At 55.1% G+C, this 23,987-nt stretch carries 21 protein-coding genes and 4 tRNA genes; 9 read left to right on the forward strand and 16 right to left on the reverse strand.

The window, feature by feature from the left end:
• From DWY76_RS02495 to DWY76_RS02510, 5 genes are all read right to left on the reverse strand, one after another.
• Positions 1-524: AAA family ATPase (locus tag DWY76_RS02495; protein ID WP_133300777.1), on the reverse strand; the 524-nt coding region annotated here is incomplete at its 3' end.
• On the reverse strand, positions 524-1,420 hold the full coding sequence (locus DWY76_RS02500; RefSeq protein WP_113992899.1) for a DUF6017 domain-containing protein: 897 nt from the start codon (positions 1,418-1,420) through the stop codon (positions 524-526). The genes DWY76_RS02495 and DWY76_RS02500, both read right to left, overlap by 1 nt.
• A complete protein-coding gene (locus tag DWY76_RS13800; protein WP_005924919.1) occupies positions 1,383-1,637 on the reverse strand; it encodes a hypothetical protein in 255 nt (84 codons plus the stop codon). The genes DWY76_RS02500 and DWY76_RS13800 overlap by 38 nt, the downstream gene beginning before the upstream one ends.
• Positions 1,634-1,894, reverse strand: a complete 261-nt coding sequence (locus tag DWY76_RS02505; RefSeq protein WP_005945283.1) for a hypothetical protein — start codon at positions 1,892-1,894, stop codon at positions 1,634-1,636. The genes DWY76_RS13800 and DWY76_RS02505 overlap by 4 nt, the downstream gene beginning before the upstream one ends.
• Positions 1,895-2,290: 396 nt before the next feature.
• A tRNA-Arg gene (locus DWY76_RS02510) sits at positions 2,291-2,364 on the reverse strand.
• 453 nt (positions 2,365-2,817) lie between these two features.
• On the opposite strand from DWY76_RS02510, the gene DWY76_RS02515 reads away from it, so the two are divergent.
• The gene (locus DWY76_RS02515; protein ID WP_120079675.1) at positions 2,818-4,203 is read left to right on the forward strand and encodes a potassium transporter TrkG; all 1,386 of its coding nucleotides are present in this window, start codon (positions 2,818-2,820) and stop codon (positions 4,201-4,203) included.
• A 399-nt stretch (positions 4,204-4,602) separates the two neighbouring features.
• Here the strand turns inward: DWY76_RS02515 and pepT are convergent, their stop codons facing one another.
• Complete coding sequence (gene pepT / locus DWY76_RS02520; RefSeq protein WP_005945298.1) at positions 4,603-5,820, reverse strand: peptidase T; 1,218 nt, start codon at positions 5,818-5,820, stop codon at positions 4,603-4,605.
• Between the two features lie 208 nt (positions 5,821-6,028).
• Here pepT and DWY76_RS02525 point away from each other — a divergent pair, with 208 nt between their 5' ends.
• Complete coding sequence (locus DWY76_RS02525) at positions 6,029-7,024, forward strand: D-isomer specific 2-hydroxyacid dehydrogenase family protein (protein ID WP_120079677.1); 996 nt, start codon at positions 6,029-6,031, stop codon at positions 7,022-7,024.
• A 293-nt stretch (positions 7,025-7,317) separates the two neighbouring features.
• On the opposite strand, the gene DWY76_RS02530 is transcribed toward DWY76_RS02525, so the two are convergent.
• Complete coding sequence (locus tag DWY76_RS02530) at positions 7,318-8,397, reverse strand: ATP-dependent 6-phosphofructokinase (RefSeq protein ID WP_005945310.1); 1,080 nt, start codon at positions 8,395-8,397, stop codon at positions 7,318-7,320.
• Positions 8,398-8,677: 280 nt separating this feature from the next.
• Here DWY76_RS02530 and DWY76_RS02535 point away from each other — a divergent pair.
• The 6 genes from DWY76_RS02535 (at position 8,678) to DWY76_RS02560 (ending at position 15,127) form a co-directional block, all read left to right on the forward strand.
• Positions 8,678-8,751: transfer RNA gene (locus tag DWY76_RS02535), tRNA-Gln, on the forward strand.
• A 34-nt stretch (positions 8,752-8,785) separates the two neighbouring features.
• Positions 8,786-8,861 (forward strand) — tRNA-Pro (locus DWY76_RS02540).
• 908 nt (positions 8,862-9,769) lie between these two features.
• Positions 9,770-11,338 carry a glycosyltransferase family 39 protein gene (locus tag DWY76_RS02545; protein ID WP_165852552.1) on the forward strand — a complete coding sequence of 523 codons (1,569 nt, stop codon included), beginning with the start codon at positions 9,770-9,772 and terminating at the stop codon, positions 11,336-11,338.
• 108 nt (positions 11,339-11,446) lie between these two features.
• The gene (locus DWY76_RS02550; protein WP_097780845.1) at positions 11,447-12,286 is read left to right on the forward strand and encodes a CPBP family intramembrane glutamic endopeptidase; all 840 of its coding nucleotides are present in this window, start codon (positions 11,447-11,449) and stop codon (positions 12,284-12,286) included.
• Positions 12,287-12,444: 158 nt separating this feature from the next.
• On the forward strand, positions 12,445-12,699 hold the full coding sequence (gene rpsO / locus DWY76_RS02555) for a 30S ribosomal protein S15 (RefSeq protein WP_005933138.1): 255 nt from the start codon (positions 12,445-12,447) through the stop codon (positions 12,697-12,699).
• Between the two features lie 277 nt (positions 12,700-12,976).
• Complete coding sequence (locus DWY76_RS02560; RefSeq protein WP_120079681.1) at positions 12,977-15,127, forward strand: polyribonucleotide nucleotidyltransferase; 2,151 nt, start codon at positions 12,977-12,979, stop codon at positions 15,125-15,127.
• Positions 15,128-15,206: 79 nt separating this feature from the next.
• Here the strand turns inward: DWY76_RS02560 and DWY76_RS02565 are convergent, their stop codons facing one another.
• The 9 genes from DWY76_RS02565 to DWY76_RS02605 form a co-directional block, all read right to left on the reverse strand.
• Positions 15,207-16,100 (reverse strand): SpaA isopeptide-forming pilin-related protein, encoded by an 894-nt coding sequence (locus tag DWY76_RS02565; RefSeq protein WP_120079683.1) that lies wholly within the window; start codon positions 16,098-16,100, stop codon positions 15,207-15,209.
• The gene (locus DWY76_RS02570; protein WP_097780842.1) at positions 16,087-16,932 is read right to left on the reverse strand and encodes a class C sortase; all 846 of its coding nucleotides are present in this window, start codon (positions 16,930-16,932) and stop codon (positions 16,087-16,089) included. Before DWY76_RS02570 ends, DWY76_RS02565 begins: the two co-directional genes overlap by 14 nt.
• Positions 16,933-17,016: 84 nt before the next feature.
• Positions 17,017-18,633: an isopeptide-forming domain-containing fimbrial protein gene (locus DWY76_RS02575; protein WP_120079685.1), complete on the reverse strand. Its 1,617-nt coding sequence runs from the start codon at positions 18,631-18,633 to the stop codon at positions 17,017-17,019.
• 103 nt (positions 18,634-18,736) lie between these two features.
• Entirely contained in the window at positions 18,737-20,875 is a 2,139-nt protein-coding gene (locus DWY76_RS02580) for an LPXTG cell wall anchor domain-containing protein (protein ID WP_165852553.1), read from the reverse strand.
• Positions 20,808-21,344: a hypothetical protein gene (locus DWY76_RS02585; RefSeq protein ID WP_120079689.1), complete on the reverse strand. Its 537-nt coding sequence runs from the start codon at positions 21,342-21,344 to the stop codon at positions 20,808-20,810. Before DWY76_RS02585 ends, DWY76_RS02580 begins: the two co-directional genes overlap by 68 nt.
• Before the next feature lie 15 nt (positions 21,345-21,359).
• Positions 21,360-21,950 carry a signal peptidase I gene (lepB, locus tag DWY76_RS02590; RefSeq protein WP_120079691.1) on the reverse strand — a complete coding sequence of 197 codons (591 nt, stop codon included), beginning with the start codon at positions 21,948-21,950 and terminating at the stop codon, positions 21,360-21,362.
• Complete coding sequence (locus tag DWY76_RS02595; protein WP_005945339.1) at positions 21,947-22,489, reverse strand: hypothetical protein; 543 nt, start codon at positions 22,487-22,489, stop codon at positions 21,947-21,949. The genes lepB and DWY76_RS02595 overlap by 4 nt, the downstream gene beginning before the upstream one ends.
• Positions 22,490-22,815: 326 nt before the next feature.
• Entirely contained in the window at positions 22,816-23,037 is a 222-nt protein-coding gene (locus DWY76_RS02600; RefSeq protein ID WP_223388047.1) for a hypothetical protein, read from the reverse strand.
• A gap of 48 nt (positions 23,038-23,085) precedes the next feature.
• Positions 23,086-23,544 carry an InlB B-repeat-containing protein gene (locus tag DWY76_RS02605; protein ID WP_242960021.1) on the reverse strand — a complete coding sequence of 153 codons (459 nt, stop codon included), beginning with the start codon at positions 23,542-23,544 and terminating at the stop codon, positions 23,086-23,088.
• Positions 23,545-23,858: 314 nt separating this feature from the next.
• On the opposite strand from DWY76_RS02605, the gene DWY76_RS02610 reads away from it, so the two are divergent.
• Positions 23,859-23,932: transfer RNA gene (locus tag DWY76_RS02610), tRNA-Gln, on the forward strand.
• Positions 23,933-23,987 lie beyond the last annotated feature (55 nt).

Consider the following 23,987-nt stretch of genomic DNA (forward strand, 5'->3'; position numbering starts at 1 on the left):
ACCGTCTGCAAAAGCTGTTCCAAGCCTTTTGCAGACAGATACTGCGCCTGCACAGGAATCAGGGTGGTGTCTGCTGCTGCCAGTGCGTTCACGGTCAGCATCCCAAGGGAAGGAGTGCAGTCCAGCAGAATGAAATCGTATTCATGCTTTGCACCTTCCAACACCTGTTTCAGCATCTTTTCCCGGTTCATGCAGTTAACGAGAGACACTTCCATCCCTGCCAGTTCGATGTTGGCTGGAATCAGGTCAACGCCCTCCGCATGGTGCAGGATACCTTCGCCGGGCGGAATACTTTGGTCGTTCATGGCTTTCTGCATCAGGGTGGAAAGGGTTGTGGGCAATTCATCGGGCTGCTGCCAGCCCATGCTGATGGTCAAGCTGCCCTGCGGGTCAGCGTCCACCAACAGGACCTTCTTGCCCTCCATCGCCAGACCGATGCCCAGATTTTCACAGGTGGTGGTCTTGCCGGTGCCGCCTTTCTGGTTGACGATGGCTATTGTGGTTGCTTTCTTTGAAATTTTCATCACCTCCGCATCGCTAAGTCATGGTTGGTTTGGTTCTGATAGAAAAGCTGCATTGTGGTGGGTGCATTATATAGAGAAGCAAGCAGATACTGTTTCATGTTTCGGATCGGGCTGCTGTTCTCTGCAAGGCACTTCAGCACAAAGCAAATATGGTCGGCGTTCAGCTTCATAAACCGGCTGCGTACCACCTCGGCGGGCTTATCGTCCCCGGCAATGCGCAGCGTCTTGCGGTTGGTGGCACAGGTATCCACCAGCAAATCCACGATTTGGTAGAGGGTATCTTCATCATCCGGGTAAAGCCGGAGAAGAAGGTCCATCTCCAAAGAACGTGAAAAATATTCTTCCAGTTGGGCGCGTTTGCTCATCCAGTCGTTTTCATCGGAATAGATAGGATCAGTATCGCTTACCTCTGTGTTATTTCTATCAGTCTTATTACATCGTAGTTTGGCCGGGTCTTGAAGCGTATTCTGGACGACTCCAGAATCGTCATTATCACGATTCAGAAAGCGTAGTTTTGACGATTCTGACGAAAAATTCTTCACATAGATGAGATCGGGCTTGCCCAGCCCCCTCCGTTTGCGTTCAATCAGGCCGTACTCTTCCAGTTCTCGCAGCAGCTTGGTCGCCTTTTTATCGGCACAGCCCAGTGAATCCTGCACCTCCTGCACAGTATAGATGATGAACACCCGCCCAGCTTTGTCCAACCAACCATTCCGGGCTGAAAGGCTCATGCGGTCCAGCAGGATACCGTACAGGGTTTTGGCATCTGTGGAAAGCGGTTGGAAGCGGCTATCCTGAAACAACAGCTTGGGAATCCGGTAGAAGGAGAACAGCTCGCTGGACTGCCCATAGAAGTAATCAAGGTCTGCGGTTCTTGTCGGCTTTTTTTCGGGCATAGAGAATATCCCATTTTTCAGGTGTGGAACGGAATACATTGACCTGCTTCTTATAAGGGCAGTGGGCATACAGGCAGGTGCGGAACTTGAAATCGGGTCGATAGTACGGGCACAGCTTGCAACTGTCCGGGGCACGGTCGGAACCTTCGCCAGCGGCGATCACATGGTGCATGGAGTGCTGAACATGGCGCAGAGCTTCGTTTCGCTTGTGGCTCACTTGGCATCACCTCGTTTCTCCAGCGGTGCCATCAGGTCTTTGTAGCAGGGAACCAGCACACAGGGCTTTGCCCGCTTGTAGGGGCACCCTTCGCACTTGCTGGGGCCTTTGGGCGGCTCGATCAGGTAGTAGCAGTTCTCTTTGCCGAGAACGCAGCCCTTCTTTCGATTCTTCCAGAAGAAGCAGTGCCGGCAATCTGCCGGGCGGGAAGCATGGTAGCGGATACCGTCCATCGTGACGGTCAGAACTTTTTTCATCGGTAAACCCTCCTTTGGTGGATTCGGGAAGTTCGGCCCGAAAACAAAAAAGCGCGTTCCTCTTTCTGTTCCGAGAGAACAGCGAGTGAACGCGCTATGTATGGAGAAAAGTGTTTTGCACGGCTTCCAGCAGAAAGGTGGAAAATAGATTCACACAGATTATCTTGTATTTACATGGATTTACAGGAAAGCGTTTACCAATCTTAGCAGAGAGCCAGAAAACAGGGTTCAAAAGGCGCTTTATGAGGCTTCATTAGCTGGAAAGCCGATTTTATTAGCTGGAGCTGAAAATTCTGCTAATGGCATTAGCTGGCTAATTTTGGTGATAGGTTCAAAATGAAAAATGCGAAGATCGTCTTTCACATGGAAAAATGACCTTCGCATTTCTTAAAAGGATGTCCCTACCCGGGTTCGAACCGGGGGCGTTTCGCTTAGGAGGCGAACCCTCTATCCAGCTGAGGTATAGAGACATATATGTATTATCGTTGATTTTTGACTTTTCTGCACTTTGTATGGAATGCTTTTCACAACGAAGTGACCGACTGCGTTGCAACCGGAACGGTGTTAAACTTGTTGCATCAAAAATTGTTGAGAAAACTTCGATTCCCGGTCTTGCTTTTGATTAGAGCAATCACTTCTGCCCCCAAGGTATCAGGTTGACCGAATTCTTAGGAGGCGTGTGCTCTATCCAGCTGAGCTACTGAGACATTTTTAAGATTTATGCAATTTTCATTGCTCGAAGGAATCGAACCATCTGCCGCTTAGGAGGCTTGCGCTCTATCCATCTGAGCTACGGAGACGAATGCCCTATTATAATACAGCATTTTGCGGATAAAATCAAGTTGAACCGGAGGGCAAAATGGTGTATGCTATAGAGGAAATGAAAATAGCCGCGGCAGGCTTTGCCGCGTGCGGAGGAACTTATGGAAAAGGCAAAAGGGAAAAAGCTGTTTTACCGCCCGGCGGGCAAGCGCAAGGGGATGTATACGCCTACGCAGATCATCTGTGTGAGCTTTGTCATCGTGATCGCGCTGGGCACCTTTCTGCTCAGCCTGCCTGTTGCCAGCAAGCATGGGCGGCTGGATGTACTGGATGCCATGTTCACCGCCACAAGCGCTACCTGCGTTACTGGTCTGATCGTGCGGGATACCTGGACCCAGTTCACCTACTTTGGGCAGGCGGTGATCCTGCTGCTCATTCAGGTGGGTGGTCTGGGGTTGGTCACCCTCACCAGCTTCTTCGCGCTGGCTATGCGGCGGCGTATGGGCTTCCGCGATCTGCGGCTGCTGGGAGAAAGCGTCTCAGCGGACGGATATGCGCAGGCCAAGGACGTGCTGAAGATCGTGGTGGGACTGGCTGGCCTGTTTGAAGGCATTGGCATTGTGCTGCTGCTGTTCGCCTTTGTGCCGCAGTTCGGGCTGGAAGGCATCTGGGTGAGCGTGTTCACGGCCATCTCGGCTTTCTGTAACGCGGGCTTTGATCTGTTTGGCCGGTTCGGCCAGTATTCCTCACTGGCACCCTATGTGAACAATTACTATGTTCAGGCCGTTGTGATGTTCATGATCATTTCCGGCGGTCTGGGTTTCATGGTATGGGTGGAGATCGGTCAATACCGCAAAAAGCACCGGCTTTCCCTGCAGGCCAAGGTGGTGCTGAGCTTCTCGGTGATCCTGTGGCTCGGCGGCGCGGCGCTCATCGCGCTGATGGAGTGGAACAATCCTGCCAGCATGGGCGGGCTCTCTGTGCCCGGCAAGCTGATGGCGGCACTGTTCCAGTCGGTGTCCACTCGTACTGCGGGCATGAATACCATCGACCTTGCGGCCTGCGGCCCCATCACCAAACTGCTGATGAGCGCGCTGCAGTTCATTGGTGCGGCACCCGGCTCTACCGGCGGTGGCGTGAAGGTGACTACGTTCGCCGTCATCATCCTGACGATCCGCAGTGTGGCTCAGGGCCGCGACGACTGTGTGATCGCAGAGCACCACATCGAGTCCAAGACGGTTTATCGTGCTTTGACCATTATCGTGCTCGGCGGGCTGGCGGCGGTTGGCTCGGCTGTGGTGGTGTTCTATAACACCTCGGACGCTGTGTCGGTCATTGACGCTATTTTCGAGTCCTGCTCTGCCTTTGGCACAGTTGGCCTTTCGGTGGGCGTTACCACTCAGCTGAACCGGGGCGCAAAAATCCTGTATATGCTGGTCATGTTCATGGGCCGTGTCGGCCCGGTGTCGCTGGCCATGAGCCTGACGGCAAAGCCGGACGATAACAAACGGAAGATCATGCCGGTGGGGCATATCAACGTTGGTTAAACGATTTTGAATGCCCTCCTAGAGTTGCGGCTCCCAGCATCCACTTCATGCCTTGAGTGGCATTCGTGTCTTGCTGGCCGCGGCCCCAACAACTCCTCCCTGCTTCTGCCGCAGGCAGCGGTCGTCGTCGTTGTACTCTGGGCATGTTCAGTGGAATTTGATTTTTATTTTTCGCATTTGTCGCAGCCCTGACGTTTGTCAGGGCGAATCCCTTCCATCTGCTAACGCAGACCGCTCGCCTGCTTGAAAGCCCCACTGGGGCTTTCATTGCTACGCAACCGCAGGGCTGCTCCAAATGCATTTTCACGAGTGGAGTCGTAGAGATAAGCGTCAGAGTATAACAAAAGTGGGTGCTATCCGAAAATAGCACCCACTTTTTTGTATATTGAAAAATAAAATTTACTCTGCGTACAGCTTTATGATGTTCAGCAAGATCTCAGTGCAGCGGTCCATGCGCTCAGCGGTGATGCACTCGCATACGCCGTGGAAATTGAAGCCGCCGGTGCCCAGATTGGGGCAGGGCAGGCCTTTCCAGCTCAGCATAGCACCGTCGGTGCCGCCGCGCACCGGAATTTCCTCCGGTTCCAGCCCGGCCATGCGGGTGGCCTTGCGGGCGGTCTCTACTAAGTGGAAATGCGGCTTGATTTTTTCCAGCATGTTGCGGTAGCTGTCCTTGATCTCCACGGTCACAGTGCCTTCGCCGTACTTTCCGTTCAAAAATTCGGCAATATCCAGCATGTTGTCCTTCTTGAACTGTAGCTTTGCGGCATCGTGGTCGCGCAGGATGTAGCCCAGCTTTGCGGTGGTCACATCGCCGTACATCTGGCACAGGTGGTAGAAGCCCTGCCGGCCCTCGGTCGTTTCGGGGCGGGCGGTGATGGGCAGCGCCTGATGAAACTCCATGGCCACATTGGAAGCGTTGATCATGGTGTCCTTGGCGGTGCCCGGGTGCACCGAGAAGCCGCGGATGGTCACGGTGGCGGAAGCGGCGTTGAAGTTCTCGTACTCAATGGAGCCGGCATCGCCGCCGTCCACCGTATAGGCAAAGTCGGCACCGAAGCCCGGAATATCGAACAGCTCTGCACCCTCGCCGATCTCTTCATCCGGAGTAAAGGCGATACACAGCTTGCCGTGGGGCAGGCCTTTTTCCTGAATGGTCTCAACAGCGGTCAAAATTTCGGCAATACCGGCCTTATCGTCGGCACCCAGCAGGGTGGTACCGTCTGAGGTGATGAGGGTCTCGCCCTTCATGGAAGTAAGGAAGGGGAACACAGAGGGCTTCATCACCATGCCGGTGGCGGGCAGAGTTACGTCGCCGCCGTTGTAGTTTTCCCACACAACGGGCTGCACATTCTCACCGCTGGCATCGTCGGCAGTGTCCATGTGGGCGATCAGGCCCAGAGCGTGTTGATCCTCACAGCCGGGCGTGGCAGGCAGGGTGCCATAGACGTAGCAGTGCTCGTCCACATGGGCATCCTCCATGCCAAGGGCCTTCATCTCATCCACCAGCTGGCGGGCAAGGTCAAACTCCCGTTCAGCGGAAGGGTGCGTACCGGAGTTTTCGTCCGAGGTGGTATGCACCCGGACATAATTCAAAAGCCGTTCATAAGCGCGCATAAGGCACACTCCTTTTATATTTCAGTGATGTATACTTCTCAGTTCCTTTATCATACCCTCTTTTCCGACAATTTACAACTGTTTTGCGCGCATTCATATGGAAAGATGAATCCTCATTTTTAAGGTGAACAAAATTCACGCAGTAAAATGCATCCATCTGTGCAGAACGTGCTACAATAGATACAAAATAAGCCGGGAGGGAAGTTTTATGGCTACAAAAGTCTTTTTTTACACCCTGCGCCCCTACGATGAGCTGGGCATCGCGCAGCGGCTGGCACCGCAGCTGGACGTTGAGTTTGGCTCTACGCAGGAGTATCCCACGCTGGAAAACGCTGAACTGGCAAAGGGCTATGATGCCGTGTCGGTAACGCCCTGTGATATGAGCACGCCCATGGTCAAGCGGTTTCACGAGCTGGGCGTAAAGTCCATCTGCTGCCGTTCCATCGGCTATGACCACGTAGACCGCGAGACGGCCCGGGAACTGGGCATGAAGGTGGCCAATGTGGACTACCCGCCAAACGGCGTTGCAAACTTTGCCATTATGCTCATGCTGATGAGCCTGCGCAAGGCAGGGCACATCCTCAAGCGCGGCGAAGCGCAGGACTACTCCCTGCAGGGAAAAATCGGCCGCGATATTTCCACCTGCACTGTGGGTGTGATCGGTACGGGCCGCATTGGCCGCACGGTGCTGCAGCATCTGTCCGGCTTTGGCTGCCGCCTGCTGGCCTACGACCTGTACCCCAACGACGAGGTAAAGAAGATCGCCGAGTATGTGCCGCTGGAGACCCTGCTGGCGGAAAGCGATGTCATCACTCTGCACACCAACGCTACGGAGGAGAATCACCATCTCATCGACACCAAAGCAATTGAGAGCATGAAGCCGGGCGTGACCATCATCAACACCGCCCGCGGCAAGCTGATCGACAGCGATGCACTGATCGCCGGGCTGGAAAGCAGCAAGATTGGCGCGGCGGGCCTGGACGTGCTGGAAAATGAGAACGGCCTGTACTATTATAATCGCATGGGCGATGTGATCCCGAACCCGGAGCTGGCGGCTCTGCGCAGCATGCCCAATGTGATCCTGACCGACCACACGGCTTTCTACACCCACGAGGATGTGGAGAGCATGGTGCGCGGTGTGCTGGAAAGCGCGGTTGCCTTTGAAAAAGGCCAGCCCACCCGGCATGATGTGACGGACCTTTGATTTGTCCGGCAGACGATTTTGAATGGCCACTGTTGCATTCTGGCCATCTTCAACGGAAACAGTATTTCTGAATAGAGCAGATCCCGGCAGACTGCGGTCTGCCGGGATCTGCATTTTCACGGGAGGGGGTGCAGCGGAAAATGGCATTCCGTTTGTTTGAAGCATCTGCCGGTTGGGACCCTTCCGGTGAAAAAGGGATTCCTGAAAATCCGCACATTTTCAGGAATCCCCAATAAAAAATAATTATTCCGCTAAATATGCTCAGAGCAAAGCGAAGAGCATTCAAATGGTAATCAACCCAGACTGATGCCCATGCGGCGGGCGACGGTGAGCAGGTCGCAGTTCTCCGGCACGTTGCGGGTCTTGCCTGCAATGTCGGCCAGACGGTTCTCGGTGACATGGCGGTTCACCATGGCAACGGTCACGCCGTAGCGCTCGATCTCCACCAGCTTTGCCGCATAGCTGCCGAACTGGGTGGCCAGCACACGGTCGTAGGCGCTGGGGCTGCCGCCGCGCTGCATGTGGCCCGGGATGCACACACGGGTCTCCATGCCGGTTTTTTTCTGCACGGCCTGTGCAATGCGGTTGGTGGCGGTGGTGCCAAAGCCTGCCTCGGCGCGCTTTGCCATCCATTCCTTGCGCTTCATGCCGGCTTCCTCGCAGTTGATGGCACCCTCGGCCACAGCGATGATGGAGAAGTTGGAACCCTTCTTTGCGCGGCGTTCCACGGCAGAGCACACACGGTCGATATCATAGGGCTGTTCCGGCAGCAGAATAATATCTGCACCACCTGCAATGCCGGAATACAGTGTCAGCCAGCCTGCCTTGTTGCCCATGATCTCAATGCACATCACGCGGCTGTGGCTGCCTGCGGTGGTGTGGATGCGGTCGATCACATCGGTGGCAATGTCCACGGCGGTGTGGAAGCCGAAGGTTACGTCGGTACCATAGATATCGTTATCAATGGTCTTGGGCAGGCCGATGATGTTCAGACCCTCCTGCGAGAGCAGGTTTGCGGTTTTGTGGGTGCCATTGCCGCCCAGGCACAGCAGGCAGTCCAGCTTGGCTTCTTTGTAGGTCTTTTTCATGGCGGCAACTTTATCAATGTTGTCGTCCTCCACCACACGCATCATTTTAAAGGGGGTGCGCTTGGTGCCCAGAATGGTGCCGCCCAGCGTCAGGATGCCGCGGAAATCGTCCTCGCACATCTCCTTGTAGTCGCCGTTGATCAGGCCGCTGTATCCGTTCAGGATGCCAACGATCTCCACGTTATCGCCCATGCGGGCATACAGTGCTTTTGCTACGCCGCGGATGGTGGCGTTCAGACCCGGACAGTCGCCGCCGGAAGTCAGGATTCCAACACGTTTTTTCATTCAAAAGCCCTCTTTCATTTGGTATTCAGCGCCGCGCGTTCTGCCTTTCAAAGTCAGTCTGCCCGGAGACCTACCTGTTTATAGTATAAGATTATTCCGGATGGGGGCCGCTGTCAAGAGAAGCGCAGAAAATTTACACGCTTCCACGGTGCATTTCTGCGGGCAGGAGAACAGCGGGAAAACTTTTGCAGAAAAAATAAAAAAATGGTTGACAAGCGCGGGCCTTTTGAGTATAATATCCCTTGTCAGCAGCGCACGGCGCGGCAGACAAACTGAATAATGGGGATTTGCATAGTGGTAGTGCGGTAGACTCTGACTCTACTTGTGGGAGTTCGATTCTCTCATCCCCAACCAAGAAAACCGCAGTCTCAACTGGCTGCGGTATTTTCGGGGCATAGCGCAGTTGGTAGCGCGCCTCGTTCGGGACGAGGAGGCCGTGGGTTCAAATCCCGCTGCTCCGACCAAAAAGAACCAGTACACATTCGTGTACTGGTTCTTTTTTGTCTCCGCGCGGGATTTGAACAGGGCGGCGGTGCGAAGCACCGCAAACAAAGCCATAGTATGGCTTTGTTTAGCCCGCGGGTTCCACCGGCTAGGAATGTCTAACAGGGTGCATGCTGCTAACACATTCGTGTACTGGTTCTTTTTTGTCTCCGCGCGGGATTTGAACAGGGCGGCGGTGCGAAGCACCGCAAACAAAGCCATAGTATGGCTTTGTTTAGCCCGCGGGTTCCACCGGCTAGGAATGTCTAACAGGGTGCATGCTGCTAACACATTCGTGTACTGGTTCTTTTTTGTCTCCGCGCGGGATTTGAACAGGGCGGCGGTGCGAAGCACCGCAAACAAAGCCATAGTATGGCTTTGTTTAGCCCGCGGGTTCCACCGGCTAGGAATGTCTAACAGGGTGCATGCTGCTAACACATTCGTGTACTGGTTCTTTTTTGTCTCCGCGCGGGATTTGAACAGGGCGGCGGTGCGAAGCACCGCAAACAAAGCCATAGTATGGCTTTGTTTAGCCCGCGGGTTCCACCGGCTAGGAATGTCTAACAGGGTGCATGCTGCTAACACATTCGTGTACTGGTTCTTTTTTGTCTCCGCGCGGGATTTGAACAGGGCGGCGGTGCGAAGCACCGCAAACAAAGCCATAGTATGGCTTTGTTTAGCCCGCGGGTTCCACCGGCTAGGAATGTCTAACAGGGTGCATGCTGCTAACAGCAGCGGGATCTGCAACCCGAAAAGTTTTGACTTGTGTTCTAAATATGATATACTGGAAAAGCAAAGCCATATTTGGCTGCAGAACGGACAAAAAAAGCGAGGAAAAACAGAAACTATGCAGGAAATAAAAAAGAAAAAACGGGCGGTCGCGCTTTTTGTGATCGTTCTGATCTGCCTTTGCGGCTGGTGGGCTATGCGGAAAGAGGGGTTCTTTCTGGATGAGATCTACTCCTACGGCCTTTCAAACAGCAGCTATGCGCCGTTTTTGAATTGGTATTATAATGGTGAGCATTCGTTTGATGGAAATCTCCCGGAAGCAGTTTTTGAACAACAGGATTTTGTGAATTATATTTCGGTTCAGAAAAATGATCGCTTCAACTATGCGTCGGTCTACTATAATCAGACGCAGGACATTCATCCGCCGCTGTTTTATTTTCTGTTGAATACAGTATGCTCGCTGTTCCCGGGCAGCTTTACAAAATGGACGGGTCTGGGGATGAATTTTGTGCTGCTGGGCGGCACGCTGGCAGCGCTGTATGCGCTGGGCATGGAGCTGTTTGCAGACTGGAAAAAAGCATTGTTCGTCTGTGCATTGTATGCGTTCAACCGTGAAATGATCTCGAATGTGACGATGGTGCGCATGTATATGCTCATGACCTTGCTGACGATCCTGCTTGCGCTGCTAGTGGCAAAGTCTCTTCGCAGGCCGTCTGTGCCCAAATATCTTCTGATCGGTGTAACCATCTATCTTGGCATGATGACCCAGTATTTCTTTGTGGTCTATGCCTTCCTGCTGTGCGCAGCATATGACCTTTACCTGATGTTCCGGCGCGAATGGAAAAATGCTGCTGCATTTTCACTTCCGGCACTTGCGGGCGTTGGCGGAATGCTGCTCACCTTTCCGTGCTGGTATGCACAGCTGCACTCGCAGGATACGGTTTCGCTGGAGTCAACAGCAAACAATCTGCTGGATCTGGCGCAGTACCCCAAAGGCCCGCTGGAGCTGATCGGCTGGAGCATCGTCGGTTTTGCTGTAGGCGCAGGCATTATGGCCGTGCTGACCCTGACGAAGCTGGGGCAGCGCTGGCTGCCGGGCAAGTTGCGCGGCACAACGCTGATCCCCGGGGGTGTCAAGCTGATCACGGTCCCGGCGCTTGCTGCATTTCTGGTTATCGCGGTGATCTCGCCGTATAAGTCGCTGCGGTATGTGTACCATCTGCAACCGCTGGAAGCGCTGTTTTGTGGCTGCGGCCTTTTCTCCATTCTGGATACGCTGCGTGCAGGCACCAGAAAGCGCATTCTGCAGATCGTGTGCCTTGCAATGGTCGTGCTTGCATTTGTGATCGAGCCGGAGCGCATGTACAGCGGTACTTATAAGATAGACAAAGAACTGGAACAATACAGTCAGGCCGCCTGCGTGGATATTACCGGGGACCTTGGCAGTTTCACTTCCGGCGTGCAGGAGCTTCTCAAATTTCAGGAGGTCTGTGTGGTGCCGGACGATTCCAGTGAGCTGCTGGTGCAGTATAACACCGGCGAAAATGATACGCTGGTGCTGTTCATTGGAGGCCGGGGGCTGTGGCAGTTCGTGACGGCAGAACAGGTGGAGCAGATCACGGCCCAGAACATGGAAACTGCGTGGAACGTTGCCCGACAGGGCGGCTATGAGGATGTTTCGCTGCTGACAACGCAGGAGTTTGAACAGATCTTTGTTTTGAAAAAGTGAACGCTTTGCGGCACAGCAGAAGGGAAAAATGCCTTTTTTGCGCGTGCTATATCGTTTTAAGGTAAAGTGTGCTAGAATAGTACCATCAACGATTCAGGAGGGTATCCCATGCTCAAACGACTGCGCAAAGCGCACCCGATCTTATTCTGCGTTCTGGCAGAAGTGGTCTTTCTGGCAAGCCTGTTCGTAACAGATCTTGTCTTTACCATTGCATTGGTTCTTTTTCGGACGGATTTTGCGTCCATTGATACATACCTCTACAGCACTCTGCAGGAGCTGGTGGGGGCCATGGTGGCAGTGCTGTTTCTGGTACGGACAGACCGTGCTGGGCTGCTGCGCCGCCGCGGCAGCGGCTTTTTCAATGGCCTGCTGGTGGGCATGTACCCGCTGGTGTTCATTGGCTACAATGCCTTTGGGTCGCTGGTGCTGGGCCGGCCGGAGAACGGCGTGCTGCAGCCTGCGGCACGCATCTGCACCTTCCTTGTCAGCATGGCCATGGTGGGTGTGGCCGAGGAATTCATCTTCCGCGGTGTCATTGCCCAGACCCTGCTGGAGCACTTTGGCACCAGCCGCGCCGGTGTGTGGAAGGCCTGCCTTTTGTCCGGTGTGCTGTTTGGTGCGGCGCACCTGACCAATATCCTCAGTTCGGCACCCTTCGGTGTGCTGATGCAGTGCGTGTTTGCAGCATCGCTTGGCACTCTTTTTGCGGCGATCTACTTCCGCACCGGCAATTTGTGGGTGACGGTATTCCTGCATGGTGCCATGGATATTTCGTCCATGCTCATCGGTGGGCTGTACGGCACCACTACCGTGGCCGATGCGGTAAGCGGCTACGATGCATCCATGCTGCTTTCGGTGCTGCTGTATCTGATCCCCACCGCAGTTCTGCTGCGCAAAAAGAAGCTGCCGGAGGTACAGCTGTACTGGCACCAGTACGTAAAAAAATAAAGGCAGGATGCAAAAAATATCCTTGCATTTTGCACAGGGTTCTGGTATACTGTATCTGTTACCGTGGTACGGGGTTGGGAGTATGCCCGCTTTTTGGGAATGCCGTTTCCCGCCGCTGTTCCATTGGCACATAAAATTTTATAAAGAGGTATGTAACTATGAACAAGCAGGAAGTTATGGCCAAAGTCGCTCTGACCGAGAAGGACACTGGCTCTCCCGAAGTGCAGGTCGCTCTGCTGACCGCTCACATCAACGAGCTGAACGAGCACCTGAAGAAGAACCCGAACGATCACCACAGCCGCCGCGGCCTGATGAAGATGGTTGGCCGCCGCCGCAATCTGCTGGCTTATCTCCAGAAGAAGGACATCGAGCGTTACCGTGCTCTGATCGCAACTCTGGGTCTGCGTAAGTAATTTAAACAGAGGGCAGGTACCGCAAAGGTGCCTGCCTTTTGCTTTTGTATACAAATGGCAGCGGCTGCGTATTGCAGCAGTAAATCGAACGCCTGTGCCCCGAATGCTTTTTCATGGCGCGGACGGCTCACATCAACGGCAGAGACATTCCCCCGGTGGGGGAAATATCTCAAACAAAACCGGATGTGAACGGCATGGACGCTGGATTTATTGCTATGATGCGCGTGCCACCGCCTTTTGGATAGAAAAAATCCGAAAAAACAAGGAGGCAAAAACAATGGCAATTGAATTTGGTTCCCGCAGAGAGACCTTTGAGAACTACAAGGTCTACGAGACCATGCTGGCAGGCCGCCCGTTCAAGGTAGAAATGGGCAAAATGTGCGGTCTGTCCAACGCCAGTGCGCTGATCCGCTACGGCGAGACCTGCGTTCTGTGCAATGTGGTCATGAGCCCCAAGCCCCGCGAAGGCGTGGATTTCTTCCCGCTGAACGTCGAGTATGAGGAAAAGCTCTACGCCGCAGGCCGCATCCCCGGCAGCTTTATGCGCCGTGAGGGCCGCCCCGGTGAGCGCGCCATCCTGACCAGCCGCGTGGTGGACCGCCCCATGCGCCCGCTGTTCCCCAAGGAAATGCGCAACGACGTGTGCATCACCATGACCGTCATGAGTCTGGACCCCGACTGCAGCCCTGAGATCGCCGGTATGATCGGTGCTTCTCTGGTCACTGCCGTGTCCGACATCCCGTGGAACGGCCCCATCGGCGGCGTGCAGGTGGGTCTGGTGGACGGCGAGATCGTGCTGAACCCCACGCAGGAACAGCGCAAGGTGAGCGACCTTGCCCTGACCGTTGCCGCCACCATGGATAAGATCGTGATGATCGAGGCCGGTGCCAACGAGGTGGACGAGGACACCATGCTGAACGCCATCAAGGCCGCTCACGTGGAGATCAAAAAGACCATTGAGTTCATCAACCGCATCGTGGCCGAGCGCGGTAAGCCGAAGATCGATTTTCAGGTGGTGGGTCTGGATATGGACGTGTTCCACGCCATCCAGAACAAGTATCTGGACGACTTCAAGGCCGCTATGGACACCGACGACAAGAATGTGCGCGATGCTGCTCTGCTGCCCATCATGGACAAGATCGCCGAGGAGTACCCCGACCTGACCGCTGCAGACCTTGATCTGGTCAGCTACAAGATGCAGAAGTTCGTGGTGCGCCGCTGGCTGCTGGACGAGGGCAAGCGCGTGGACGGCCGCGGCATCAACGAGATCCGCCCGCTGGCTGCCGAAGTGGGCATCCTGCCCCGCGTGCACGGCTCCGGCATGTTCACCCGCGGCCAGACGCAGGTGCTCACCACCTGCACTCTGGGCGGCACCAAGGACAACCAGCTCATGGACGACCTGACCGACGAGCAGACCAAGCGCTATATCCATCACTACAACTTCCCGCCGTACTCTGTGGGCGAGGCCCGCGCACCGCGCAGCCCCGGCCGCCGCGAGATCGGCCATGGCGCACTGGCAGAGCGTGCTCTGGTGCCCGTGCTGCCCTCTCTGGAAGAGTTCCCCTACACCATCCGCTGCGTGTCTGAGGTGCTCTCCTCCAACGGTTCCACCTCTCAGGCATCCATCTGCGGCTCTACGCTGGCCCTGATGGATGCAGGCGTGCCCATCAAGGCACCCGTTGCCGGCATTTCCTGTGGTCTGATCACCGAGGGCGACCGCTGGATGACCATGCTGGACATTCAGGGCGTGGAGGACTTCCACGGCGATATGGACTTCAAGGTGGGCGGCACCCGCAAGGGCATCACTGCCATCCAGATGGACATCAAGATCGATGGCCTGACCTACGACATCATTGCCGAGGCTTTCGAGAAGTGCCGCAAGGGCCGCCTGTATATTCTGGACGAGATCATCAAGCCGGTGATCGCAGAGCCCCGCCATGAGCTGAGCCGCTACGCACCCAAGATGTTCAGCATGATGATCCCCACCGATAAGATCAAGGACGTGATCGGTAAGGGCGGCAAGGTCATTCAGGACATCTGCGCTACCTGCAACTGCAAGATCGACGTGCAGGAGGACGGCCATGTGTTCGTCTCTGCTGTGGATCAGGAGGACGCAAAGCGCGCCATCTTTACCATCAAGACCATTGTGGAGGACCCCGAGATCGGTGCCATCTACAAGGGCAAAGTGACCCGCCTGATGAACTTTGGTGCCTTCGTTGAGATCGCACCGGGCAAGGAAGGTCTGGTGCACATCTCCAAGCTGGACACCAAGCGTGTGGAGCGCGTGGAGGATGTGGTGGCTGTGGGTGATGCCATCGTGGTCAAGGTGACCGACATCGACCAGCAGGGCCGTATCAACCTGAGCCGCCGCGATGCCATTCTGGCGCTGGAAGCCAAGCGCGCCGAGCAGCAGGCACAGCAGCAGTAAACCCTGACTGCATAAAAGAAACCGAAAAAGAGGACCCGATGCATCTGCGTCGGGTCCTCTTTGTTGTATCAGAATAAAATTATACTGTGCGGTATTTGCGATCCAGCGCCCAGCCGAATGCAAACAGCACCACACCGCTGACAGCCAGCACCGGCACGGGCCAGTTCAGCTGACCGGTCTGCGGCAGACCGCTCATTGCCGGGTTATCCGGGTGGCCCGGCAGAACGGGGCTGTCTGGATTACCGGGTGCTACCGGATGATCCGGATGGCCCGGGGCCACGGGATTGTCCGGATGGCCCGGAGCCACGGGATTGTCCGGATTACCGGGAGAGACCGGGTTATCCGGGTTGTCCGGCGGGGTAGGCGTATCAGGATAATCGGGCGTAGGCGGGGTAGGGGGCGTAGGCGGCGTGTCCGGCTTGGTGGGGGTGTAAGCACCCACCTTGGGGCTGGCATCCACCGCATAATTCCACTTGCCATCCTCCGCCATGGGCAGAGAGACAAGGAACGGATTGATCGGCTCATAGCCCTTGGAAGCCTCGGTCTGCACGATCAGATACAGGCCCAGCTCCAGACCACGGAAGGTCACGTTGCCGTCCGCATCAATGGTCTTCGTGGTGCCCTCGGCGCTTTGGGGCAGATACTCCTGCAGCTGGGCCGCAAGGGTGCTGTCGGTCAAATCACCCAGCGCAATGCCGCAGCCGTAGAAATCGCCGCAGTATTCGTAGCTCAGGTTGCCGTTTTGGCGCTTTACCTCGGCCACACGGTACAAAGTGAGCTTGCCGCCGCTCAGCGCCTTATCGTTGGCGCTGTCGTACAGCGTAACGCAGATGGTGCCGGTAGTGGGATTGCCGCTGCTGTCCACCAGCTTGATGTTTGCGCTGGTGGCAAGGGCAGGCAGCGCACTTGTTACCAGAAGGCACAGCACCAAAAGCAGGGCCGCAGCGTGCTTTTTGAGATCAGTGCGTTTCATGTTTTTCACCTCTTGTAGATTTGCGTTTGCGGTTGGAGAACAGCAGCCAGAGCAGCAGCACCAGCAGCAGGGGCAGTGCCATGATGGGAGCTGTGATGATCGGTTCGATCTTGATGGCATCGGCTGTTACACGGATGTGCTTGAGCTTGTCCGGCGTTTCGATGCGCCGTCCCCGCACCAGAAGGCGGTGGGAGTTGATGCCGTAGGGGGTGCAGGTCATCAGGGTGACGTAATCCTTGCCGTCCACCACCTTGAGGTTGTCCGTCTCGGTGGGCAGCACAATGGAGATCTGGTCCACCTCATAGGTCAGCACCCGGTCCAGCACCGTGATGGTGAAGGTGTCGCCCACTTCCAGCTGGTCCAGATTGGTGAACAGCTTGGCGCTGGGCAGGCCGCGGTGAGCCGAAATGACCGCGTGGGTGCTGCCGCCGCCCACCGGCAGGCTGGTGCCCTCCAAGTGGCCTGCGGCGATCTGCAGCACGCCATCGCTGGTGCCGTGGTAGATGGGCAGCTCCACACCGATCTTTTCAATGGTGATGTAGCCCATAATGCCGGTGCCGGTCACATCCAGCGTGCTTTCGTAGGTGGGAAAGCGCTGCGGGAAATACAAAGCGTCCGGGTCGGCGGCGATCTGCGCATTGAACGCATCTGCCGCCTCGAAATAGGCGCTGTAGTCGGCATCGGTCAGATTGTCCACATCCTCGGCATAGGTGGCCACAGCACGGGACTGATGCAGCTGGTTGACGTAATCGCTGAGGGTGGGGTATAACATCACGGATAGACCCACGAAAAAGACGAGGATCAGGATGATGGTGCTTTTGTTCTTTTTCATGGGCTACTCCCTAATGTTATAAGGATAGGAGCCGGGAGCCTTGCGGCCCCGCAGTTCCGGGGGTGCTGGGGGAAAAAGGCGAAATTACTTATTCTCCATGCGCTTCTTGGTGACCAGCAGAACGATGGCCGCAACCATCAGGCCGCCGCCGACCACATAGAAGATGGTAGTGCCGATGCCGCCGGTGGAGGGCAGGGTAATGCCGCCGGCTTTGTTGTTGATGATGGTGGTAGACAGGGTGGAACCGTTCAGATCAACCTGATTTCCTTTGTGGTTTGCCTTGATGATCACAGGGGGTACATCGCAGGGATTGTAATTGGCAGGAGTTTTGGTCTCCTTCAGGTAGTAGGTGCCAGCGTCCAGACCTTTAACGTTGAACGTGCCATCCTCGGCAGACTTCATTTCAACAGCCTGTTTATTGGATGCGTTTTTGATGGGGTAGTAGAATTCGCCGTCTTGGTAGAGCTCCACTTCATTCTTATAATCCGCATCGCTGTACAGACGGAAGCCAACGTCCTTCAACTCGTTGCCATGTTCAGCTTTATCGTGATACTTGGTGTTGTTCAGCTGGTAGGTGTACACATAGACTTCGCTTTCGGGAGTGTAGTTGGGAGTGTAGCCCAAGTATTCGCCGTCGGGTCTGGGGTTATTAGAGTACTGGAGCCGTACGCTGTTTTTGTTCTCGGCAGAGCCATTGACAGCGGCATTTTCGTTCAGGTGTGCAGTATAGGTGACCGTAATAGTCGCGCCGTCATTCAAATTGAGCCCTGGTGCACAGGTCTTGACATCATCAATGCTCAGTTTGAAGAACTGAGAACCGTTCGGTGTACGTGTATAGTTAGCAGCATCGATCACTTGTGAAGCACCGCCATCGCCATTTGTGATTTCCACCGTATCCAATTTGTCAAAGGTAATGCCCTCGGACAGAGTATCATTGAAGCAAACAGTGTACTTTTTATAGTAATCGTAAGCACGGCCTTCGCTTGCGGGCAACTTAGCGATCAGCCTGAACTTGAACTCTTCGTTGATTGCATGGTCAGCGGAACTGCCCCAACCGTTATTGTCACCCCAAGAGCTATTATCGTCGTTGTCGTAGACTTTCTTCTCAACAGTGGGCTTTACAACCTTAGGCGTAATTTGAACGTGATAGTTTGCTTTGTTAACCTTCAGCAGGAAGGAATTGTAGGCATGATAGGAATCGTTATTAGCGTCACTGCTAAAGGAGGAAGTATCAACGATCAGATAATAACCTGCCTCTTCAAGTTTGAAGCCATTGGTGTGACCACCTTGAAGGACGGGTGTCGAGTTTCCATCCGAGTAGACATAGTTGCATACACAACGCGCAAAAGCGATGCTGTTATTATCGGAATCACTCCATTGGCTGATAACCGCAGCAGCTTCCTGAGGAGTGAAACTAGTTTCAAACTCACCGCCGATGGTAGAATCTTTCGTCAACTGCGCCAGAAACTCGTTAGGATGAGCGATGCTGCTGCCCCACCCAACGTTGGAAATCTTAAAGCCATCAGTATCATTACCCGTAACATCACCCGTGAAGATCTGGAAAGCGTCGTAACAGTGGTTTGTGCCGAGGTCCTCCTCAGTCTCCCAATAGTTGTATGCAAACGCCGGGATCGCCATGGCGCACACCATGGCAACTGCCAGCAGTGCGGCCAGCAGCTTTTTGATTGCTTTCTTCATCATGATTTGCGAAAGTCTCCTTTCAAGTTTTTCTGATTCCTATTTTCAGGGTCTGCTTCCGGCGCAGAATCAATTTTGCCGCCGTGTCAGGAAGGATGCAGGCTTTTTAACGTGCCCTCCTTTCGCGTCTGCGCTTTCTGCAAACCCCGCACACCAGAGCGGCAAGCATCAGTGCGCCGCCACCTGCTGTATACAGTTTGGTACCGGCCCCGCCGGTAGAGGGAAGTTCGTAGTCGGACGGATCGGCCTGACTGGTGATCATAAGGCTGTCGGTTTTTACCGACTTCTCGGCATCATCGCTGATGGGCGTGTCCAGAATCTTGATGTTATTGATTACTTCACCGTCAAAAGCCGTTTTGTTCAGCTTGACGGTGTAGCGGATATAATAGGTGCCTGCGGCAATGGGGGAACCGGCAGAACCCAAGGTGATCTTGCGCTCATCATTAACATTTTCCCAAGTGATTCCGGGCGCTGTATCGCCTTCTTCCATGCGGAGCTGGAGCGAGTCTTCGACATATTCGGCGGTTACGCCGGTGGGCAGGGTCATGCTGTCCGCAAGCGTCAGCGGGCCGGCCTGTTCGTTCTGGACCACAAGCGTAACAGTGTAATCCAGATAGGCATCATTGCCATCGCAGCGCGGGTCCTTCACGCTCTGGTTAAGGTCATAGTTCTTATCGTCTTTTTTGTCCTCATCGGGGGTTTCATCCGGGTTGATGGTGATATCAAGGGCGTAATCTTTGTTGACCTCGATCTGATTAAAGCCGCTGCTGGTGACCTCGCTCTGGTTCCACTGGAAATTGAAGGAAACGTTGCTGGTGACCTTGGCATCGGAAGTATCCGCGCCTGCGTCTGCCTCCTCTTTCTGTTTGATATAGTTTTGGTCGTACCGCAGCACGGCGTACCAGCAGCCGTCATTCCCCTTGAGCAGCTGGTAGCTGCCGCAGGTGACATAATTGCCGGTATCTTCCAGTTTGCCGGAGATAAGCTCGTCCTCCAGCACATCAAAGCTCTTGGGCAGCTTAACGTGGACAAAGTAGTCGTTGTCCTGGATCGCTTGGGCCGGGATATCTTTGACGGTAAGGCTGCTGTGCAGAGGCTCCGAAATGGTGGTGACGTTGGTATCCTCGTATTCAGTGCCATTCTTGCGCTGCACCGTCAGAGCAGTGAGGTAATCCAGTGCATCCAGACCTTTGATGGTGGTAATGGCACCTGCGTCATCTTCGACTTTGAAATCCGGCGTAGCCACGCCGTAATCGGCCTGTTGCGCATTTGCCACAGACACCAGCGTTGTCACCTGCGAAGCATTCAGCGTGACTTTAGCCACCTTGCCATCCACATCGCCGGAGATCACGGTCAGGGTGCCGAAATCTTCGTCCACATCGCTCACGATGCCAACGGTGCTGGTATCCACGGTGTATTCCTCAATGTGGGGCGCGGTGTCGGTGGTGGCCGCAGCATCCATGGAGAGCAGGGCAATGTCGGCATCGGCGGAATCATCCTGCACCTGCAACGGCTGGCTTTCCGCGGCCACGGCCTTGGTCACGGTGCCATTGTAAATGACGATATCACCGGGCATTGCGGCATCAGACGGCAGATCACCGTCAAAATCCATGGCATAGCCGCTGCCGGTCTCTTCGTTGTACAGCGCGCTGCGCAGCTGGCTGTGCAAAGACAGCACGCTGGAAACCTGCGGGATAGCGCTCTGGGGGATATCGGCATATTTCAGGCAGTAGGAAAGGAACATCACGTCCCATGGGCCGTAGTCGTTGCCGTAGTCGTTGCCGTAGCGGGTGTAGTGGCGCACGGTCTCGCCGTCGGCATCGTCCAGCTGGAAGTTGCGCTCGCTCTGCTCATAGCCCAGCTGGCTCTCGGCTACGGCCAGCAGGTCGTCGGCCCAGTTGCCGCTTAGCGTGGTGCCGGTCTGTGCCAGCCATTCGTCCTCGTCCTGCGTGCCGTCCAGCGGGTCGGACAGGCAGTTCACCGTGTGGTGATGCTCCGGCAGGCCGCAGACCAGCACTTCCTCGTAGCAGGCATCGGTGTGGTGGTGCACCGGGGGCTCGGTCACAGGATCGACCACCACGGGCTTTGCGGCCACCGGCTCCTCAAACAGGGCCACCGGGTCATAATCGGGGTTCACTTCTTCTACAAGCTCGCCCTCTTCCAGACCGCACACCAGCTCATAGGTGGTGGTGTGCGGTCTGGAAGAGGGCGAGCTCGAATTTATCGCAGATGAAGGTGACACCATCCTCATCAAAACAGCTGTCGTCGTGGGTGTGCTCTTCTTCCAGGCAGGTCAGCTCCCGCACTTCCTGGTAGCAGTCGTCGGTGTGCTCATGGGGCACAAAGATGTACTCCGGCTCTGCGGAATGGGCTGCAATGCCGGGATCATCCGCATCCACGCCGAACGCATCATCATCCATGTCGAATGTATCATCAAAAGACATGCCGTCGTCCGTCATGGTGGCGTTCCAGTCCTCCGGTTCGCCTTCCTCATAGCCGCACACCAGCTGCTTTTCATAGCAGGCAGCGGTGTGCTCGTGCTCCAACTCGCCGCACAGATATTCGGCCGTTTTGGCAATGCCCACGCCGTGCAGCTGCCAGTTCACGAACAGGCTGGTGGTAAGCGCCAGTGCCAGCAGCAGCGCAGTATAGCGTCTGGCGCGCTGGTGGTTCCGACGGAACTTTTTCTGATATTCTTTCACGATATCCCGCATGATTCCTAAACCTCCTTAGTGGATCAACGAGAAGTTGGACAAGGGCCATACCCGCAAAAAAACCTTGCCTACGATCTGACTTTTTTCCACACAGCCGATCACACTGCTGCGGCTGTCAATGGAGGTGGCCCGATGGTCACCCAGTACGAAATACCGGTTTTCCGGCACCTGATAGGGAAATTTGATGTCGCATTCGCCCAGAGCCAGTTCATCTACATAGGGCTCATCCAGCGTCTGGCCGTTCACAGTGACCACACCGTCCTCGTCCAGTTCGATCACATCACCGGGCAGGCCGATGATGCGCTTGAGCAGAAGCTTGTTCTGCCAGTAAAATCCGCAAAGGTCGCCGGTCTTCATGTCGCTGTCCTTGACCAGCAGAATGATGTCCCGGTCCTGCAGAGTGGGGTTCATGCTGTCGCCAGAGACCTGCAGCACCGGCAGAAACAGGGTGGCCAGCAGCACGGCAACGGCTGCGACCACCAGCAGCGTGTAGACCGTGCTGCGCAGCACCCGCATATAACGGCTGCGGTAGGCCAGACGTTCGCGCTCTGCTTCCACCTCTGCTGTGGATGGAATGGGCGTGAACCTGATCTTTTGCTCTTTCATTTGGCACGCTCCTCCGGCAGGAATTCCGTGCTGTGATAGCCGTCCAGCAGTTCGCTGGCCCGGCGGTCAAAAGCGGCCCGGCGCTGCTGGATCTCCTGCTGCGTCCGGGCAAGCATTGCCTTGCAGTCCGCTTCGGTCTGGGCGCGCTTGCGTGCAGCGGCTTCCGTTTCCGCGTCGCACTGCTGCTGGGTGCGGGCCTTCAGGTTCGCAGCCTCGGTCTGTGCCTGTGCAAGGATCTGCTGGGCTTCGGCTTCCGCCTGAGCGCGCAGAGCGCTGGCAGCGGCATCGGTGTTTTTGTTTGCTGCGAGCACCGATGCAACGTATTCATCAGCCGCAGCCTGCGCCGCTTCAAACACCTTGTTCAGCTCCAGTGCAGCCTGCGCAATGGAACCTGCGTTTTCAATATGGATCTGCCGTTCCTGCAGCTGGGCAGACAGGGCAGCGTTTTCTGCCCGGAGCCGGTCCTCGCTCTGCTTGAGCGCCAGAATGATCTCGACTAATTCGGTGCGGCGCATGTGCCGCAGTTCACGGTCTGGCATAATGATCGATTTCTCCCGCAAAAAGTGGTCGGATTGGGCGAACGAAAACCTTCGACAAATACGAAAATTTTCGCACCACAAAACCACATTTGATATATCAGTTTTCGGCGTGAAAGCGCCAGTTTGATGAATGACCTTCCACCTTATATGTTAGCACAGTATGCGTAACAAAAGCGTAACAAAAATGCCTTTTTCGTGCATTTTTTTGCCAAAGCCAAAGAAAAATTGTTTCTTTTGATGTAAACGATTAAAATGCGTTAAAAACAAAAAGAACTGTCCCCACAACGGAGACAGTTCTTGAAAAACAGATGAAAATAGAAGCCGGATCAGAAGCTCTTCAGCAGATCGCCCAGAGTCAGGAAGGACTGGTAGATCACGTTGACATTGTTGATGATGGAGCTTGCACCGGAGAAGATGCGGGCAATGGCGTTGAACACCTTACCGACATTCAGGAAGCTGTTGTAAGCGTCGCGGGCACCACCGTCCAGATAGACCATTTCCTCTTCGCTGATGGAGGCATAGTTTGCGGGCAGTTTCATAGTAGACATGGAGATTTTCCTTTCTATTGATAAAATTGATACAGTGTGTGAAAAGACTTAAATAAAGGCAGCCACGGCCAGCGTGGTGATCAGAGCACCGGCTACCGTCAGAACGCTCAAAATCGGGCCGTCATCGTATTCCTGCGCGGTCTGTTCCGGCTGAGCGGGCGTGGATGTGCTGGTGGAAGTGGTGGCATTTTTCACGGTCCAGTGTGCGTACACAGTGGTATCACCGGTAAACACCGTAGAGGTGCTGATTTTTGTGCCGCCCACCGGCTCGGTATACCAGCCGTCAAAGGTGTAGCCTTCCAGCGCAGGCTGCGCGGGCAGGGCACTGAGTTTGCCGCTCAGATTGGTGGTGACTGCCACAGCGGAGCTGCTGCCGCCCATGGCATCCAGACCAATGGTGTAGACCTGCGAATCCTTGTCTTCTGCGGCAAAGGCAGAGGGCAGTGCACAGCAGAGCAGTGCAGCGCTGAGCAGACCGAGGACCAGCATTTTCAAGATCTTTTTCATATGACTCCTCGCTTTCCTGACGAATTGGGATGTGGTGCATGCCGGGAACGGAAACACCAGAACAGACCTCGATGTCCCCGCCATGAGGCAGTAGACGAAAAAGCCGGGAAGAGGAGGTTTATTCAATCCTATATTTACCACATGCAGTGTAACAAAAGCGCAACAAAATGGGCGTGCTTTGTTGTTATGATGAAAAAAATTGGTTTTTCACAAATTGCAGGCTGCAAAAGGCGGCACAGAGCCGCCGCAAAAGCGGAAAAGTGGAACCTTCCCCTTGTGGAAAAACAAAGAATATGGTATAATATCTTGCACGATGCGCCATCGCCAAGCGGTAAGGCAGGGGACTTTGACTCCCCCATCGTAGGTTCGACTCCTGCTGGCGCAACCAAAAGCCCCGTCATCCTGAAAAGGCTGACGGGGCTTTTTGTATCACTTTTCCACAA

It is taken from the genome of Faecalibacterium sp. AF27-11BH (assembly GCF_003603005.1).
In the GTDB taxonomy this organism is placed as follows: Bacteria; Bacillota; Clostridia; order Oscillospirales; family Ruminococcaceae; genus Faecalibacterium; species Faecalibacterium taiwanense.

What these genes read in the sequence shown, in the direction of transcription:
- DWY76_RS02500 (WP_113992899.1), bottom strand. Translation starts at nt 1,420, where the DNA reads ATGCCCGAAAAAAAGCCGACAAGAACCGCAGACCTTGATTACTTCTAT.
- DWY76_RS02505 (WP_005945283.1), bottom strand. Translation starts at nt 1,894, where the DNA reads ATGAAAAAAGTTCTGACCGTCACGATGGACGGTATCCGCTACCATGCT.
- DWY76_RS02515 (WP_120079675.1), top strand. Translation starts at nt 2,818, where the DNA reads ATGGAAAAGGCAAAAGGGAAAAAGCTGTTTTACCGCCCGGCGGGCAAG.
- pepT (WP_005945298.1), bottom strand. Translation starts at nt 5,820, where the DNA reads ATGCGCGCTTATGAACGGCTTTTGAATTATGTCCGGGTGCATACCACC.
- DWY76_RS02525 (WP_120079677.1), top strand. Translation starts at nt 6,029, where the DNA reads ATGGCTACAAAAGTCTTTTTTTACACCCTGCGCCCCTACGATGAGCTG.
- DWY76_RS02530 (WP_005945310.1), bottom strand. Translation starts at nt 8,397, where the DNA reads ATGAAAAAACGTGTTGGAATCCTGACTTCCGGCGGCGACTGTCCGGGT.
- DWY76_RS02550 (WP_097780845.1), top strand. Translation starts at nt 11,447, where the DNA reads ATGCTCAAACGACTGCGCAAAGCGCACCCGATCTTATTCTGCGTTCTG.
- rpsO (WP_005933138.1), top strand. Translation starts at nt 12,445, where the DNA reads ATGAACAAGCAGGAAGTTATGGCCAAAGTCGCTCTGACCGAGAAGGAC.
- DWY76_RS02560 (WP_120079681.1), top strand. Translation starts at nt 12,977, where the DNA reads ATGGCAATTGAATTTGGTTCCCGCAGAGAGACCTTTGAGAACTACAAG.
- DWY76_RS02565 (WP_120079683.1), bottom strand. Translation starts at nt 16,100, where the DNA reads ATGAAACGCACTGATCTCAAAAAGCACGCTGCGGCCCTGCTTTTGGTG.
- DWY76_RS02570 (WP_097780842.1), bottom strand. Translation starts at nt 16,932, where the DNA reads ATGAAAAAGAACAAAAGCACCATCATCCTGATCCTCGTCTTTTTCGTG.
- DWY76_RS02575 (WP_120079685.1), bottom strand. Translation starts at nt 18,633, where the DNA reads ATGATGAAGAAAGCAATCAAAAAGCTGCTGGCCGCACTGCTGGCAGTT.
- DWY76_RS02580 (WP_165852553.1), bottom strand. Translation starts at nt 20,875, where the DNA reads ATGGTGTCACCTTCATCTGCGATAAATTCGAGCTCGCCCTCTTCCAGA.
- DWY76_RS02585 (WP_120079689.1), bottom strand. Translation starts at nt 21,344, where the DNA reads ATGCGGGATATCGTGAAAGAATATCAGAAAAAGTTCCGTCGGAACCAC.
- lepB (WP_120079691.1), bottom strand. Translation starts at nt 21,950, where the DNA reads ATGAAAGAGCAAAAGATCAGGTTCACGCCCATTCCATCCACAGCAGAG.
- DWY76_RS02595 (WP_005945339.1), bottom strand. Translation starts at nt 22,489, where the DNA reads ATGCCAGACCGTGAACTGCGGCACATGCGCCGCACCGAATTAGTCGAG.
- DWY76_RS02600 (WP_223388047.1), bottom strand. Translation starts at nt 23,037, where the DNA reads ATGTCTACTATGAAACTGCCCGCAAACTATGCCTCCATCAGCGAAGAG.
- DWY76_RS02605 (WP_242960021.1), bottom strand. Translation starts at nt 23,544, where the DNA reads ATGAAAAAGATCTTGAAAATGCTGGTCCTCGGTCTGCTCAGCGCTGCA.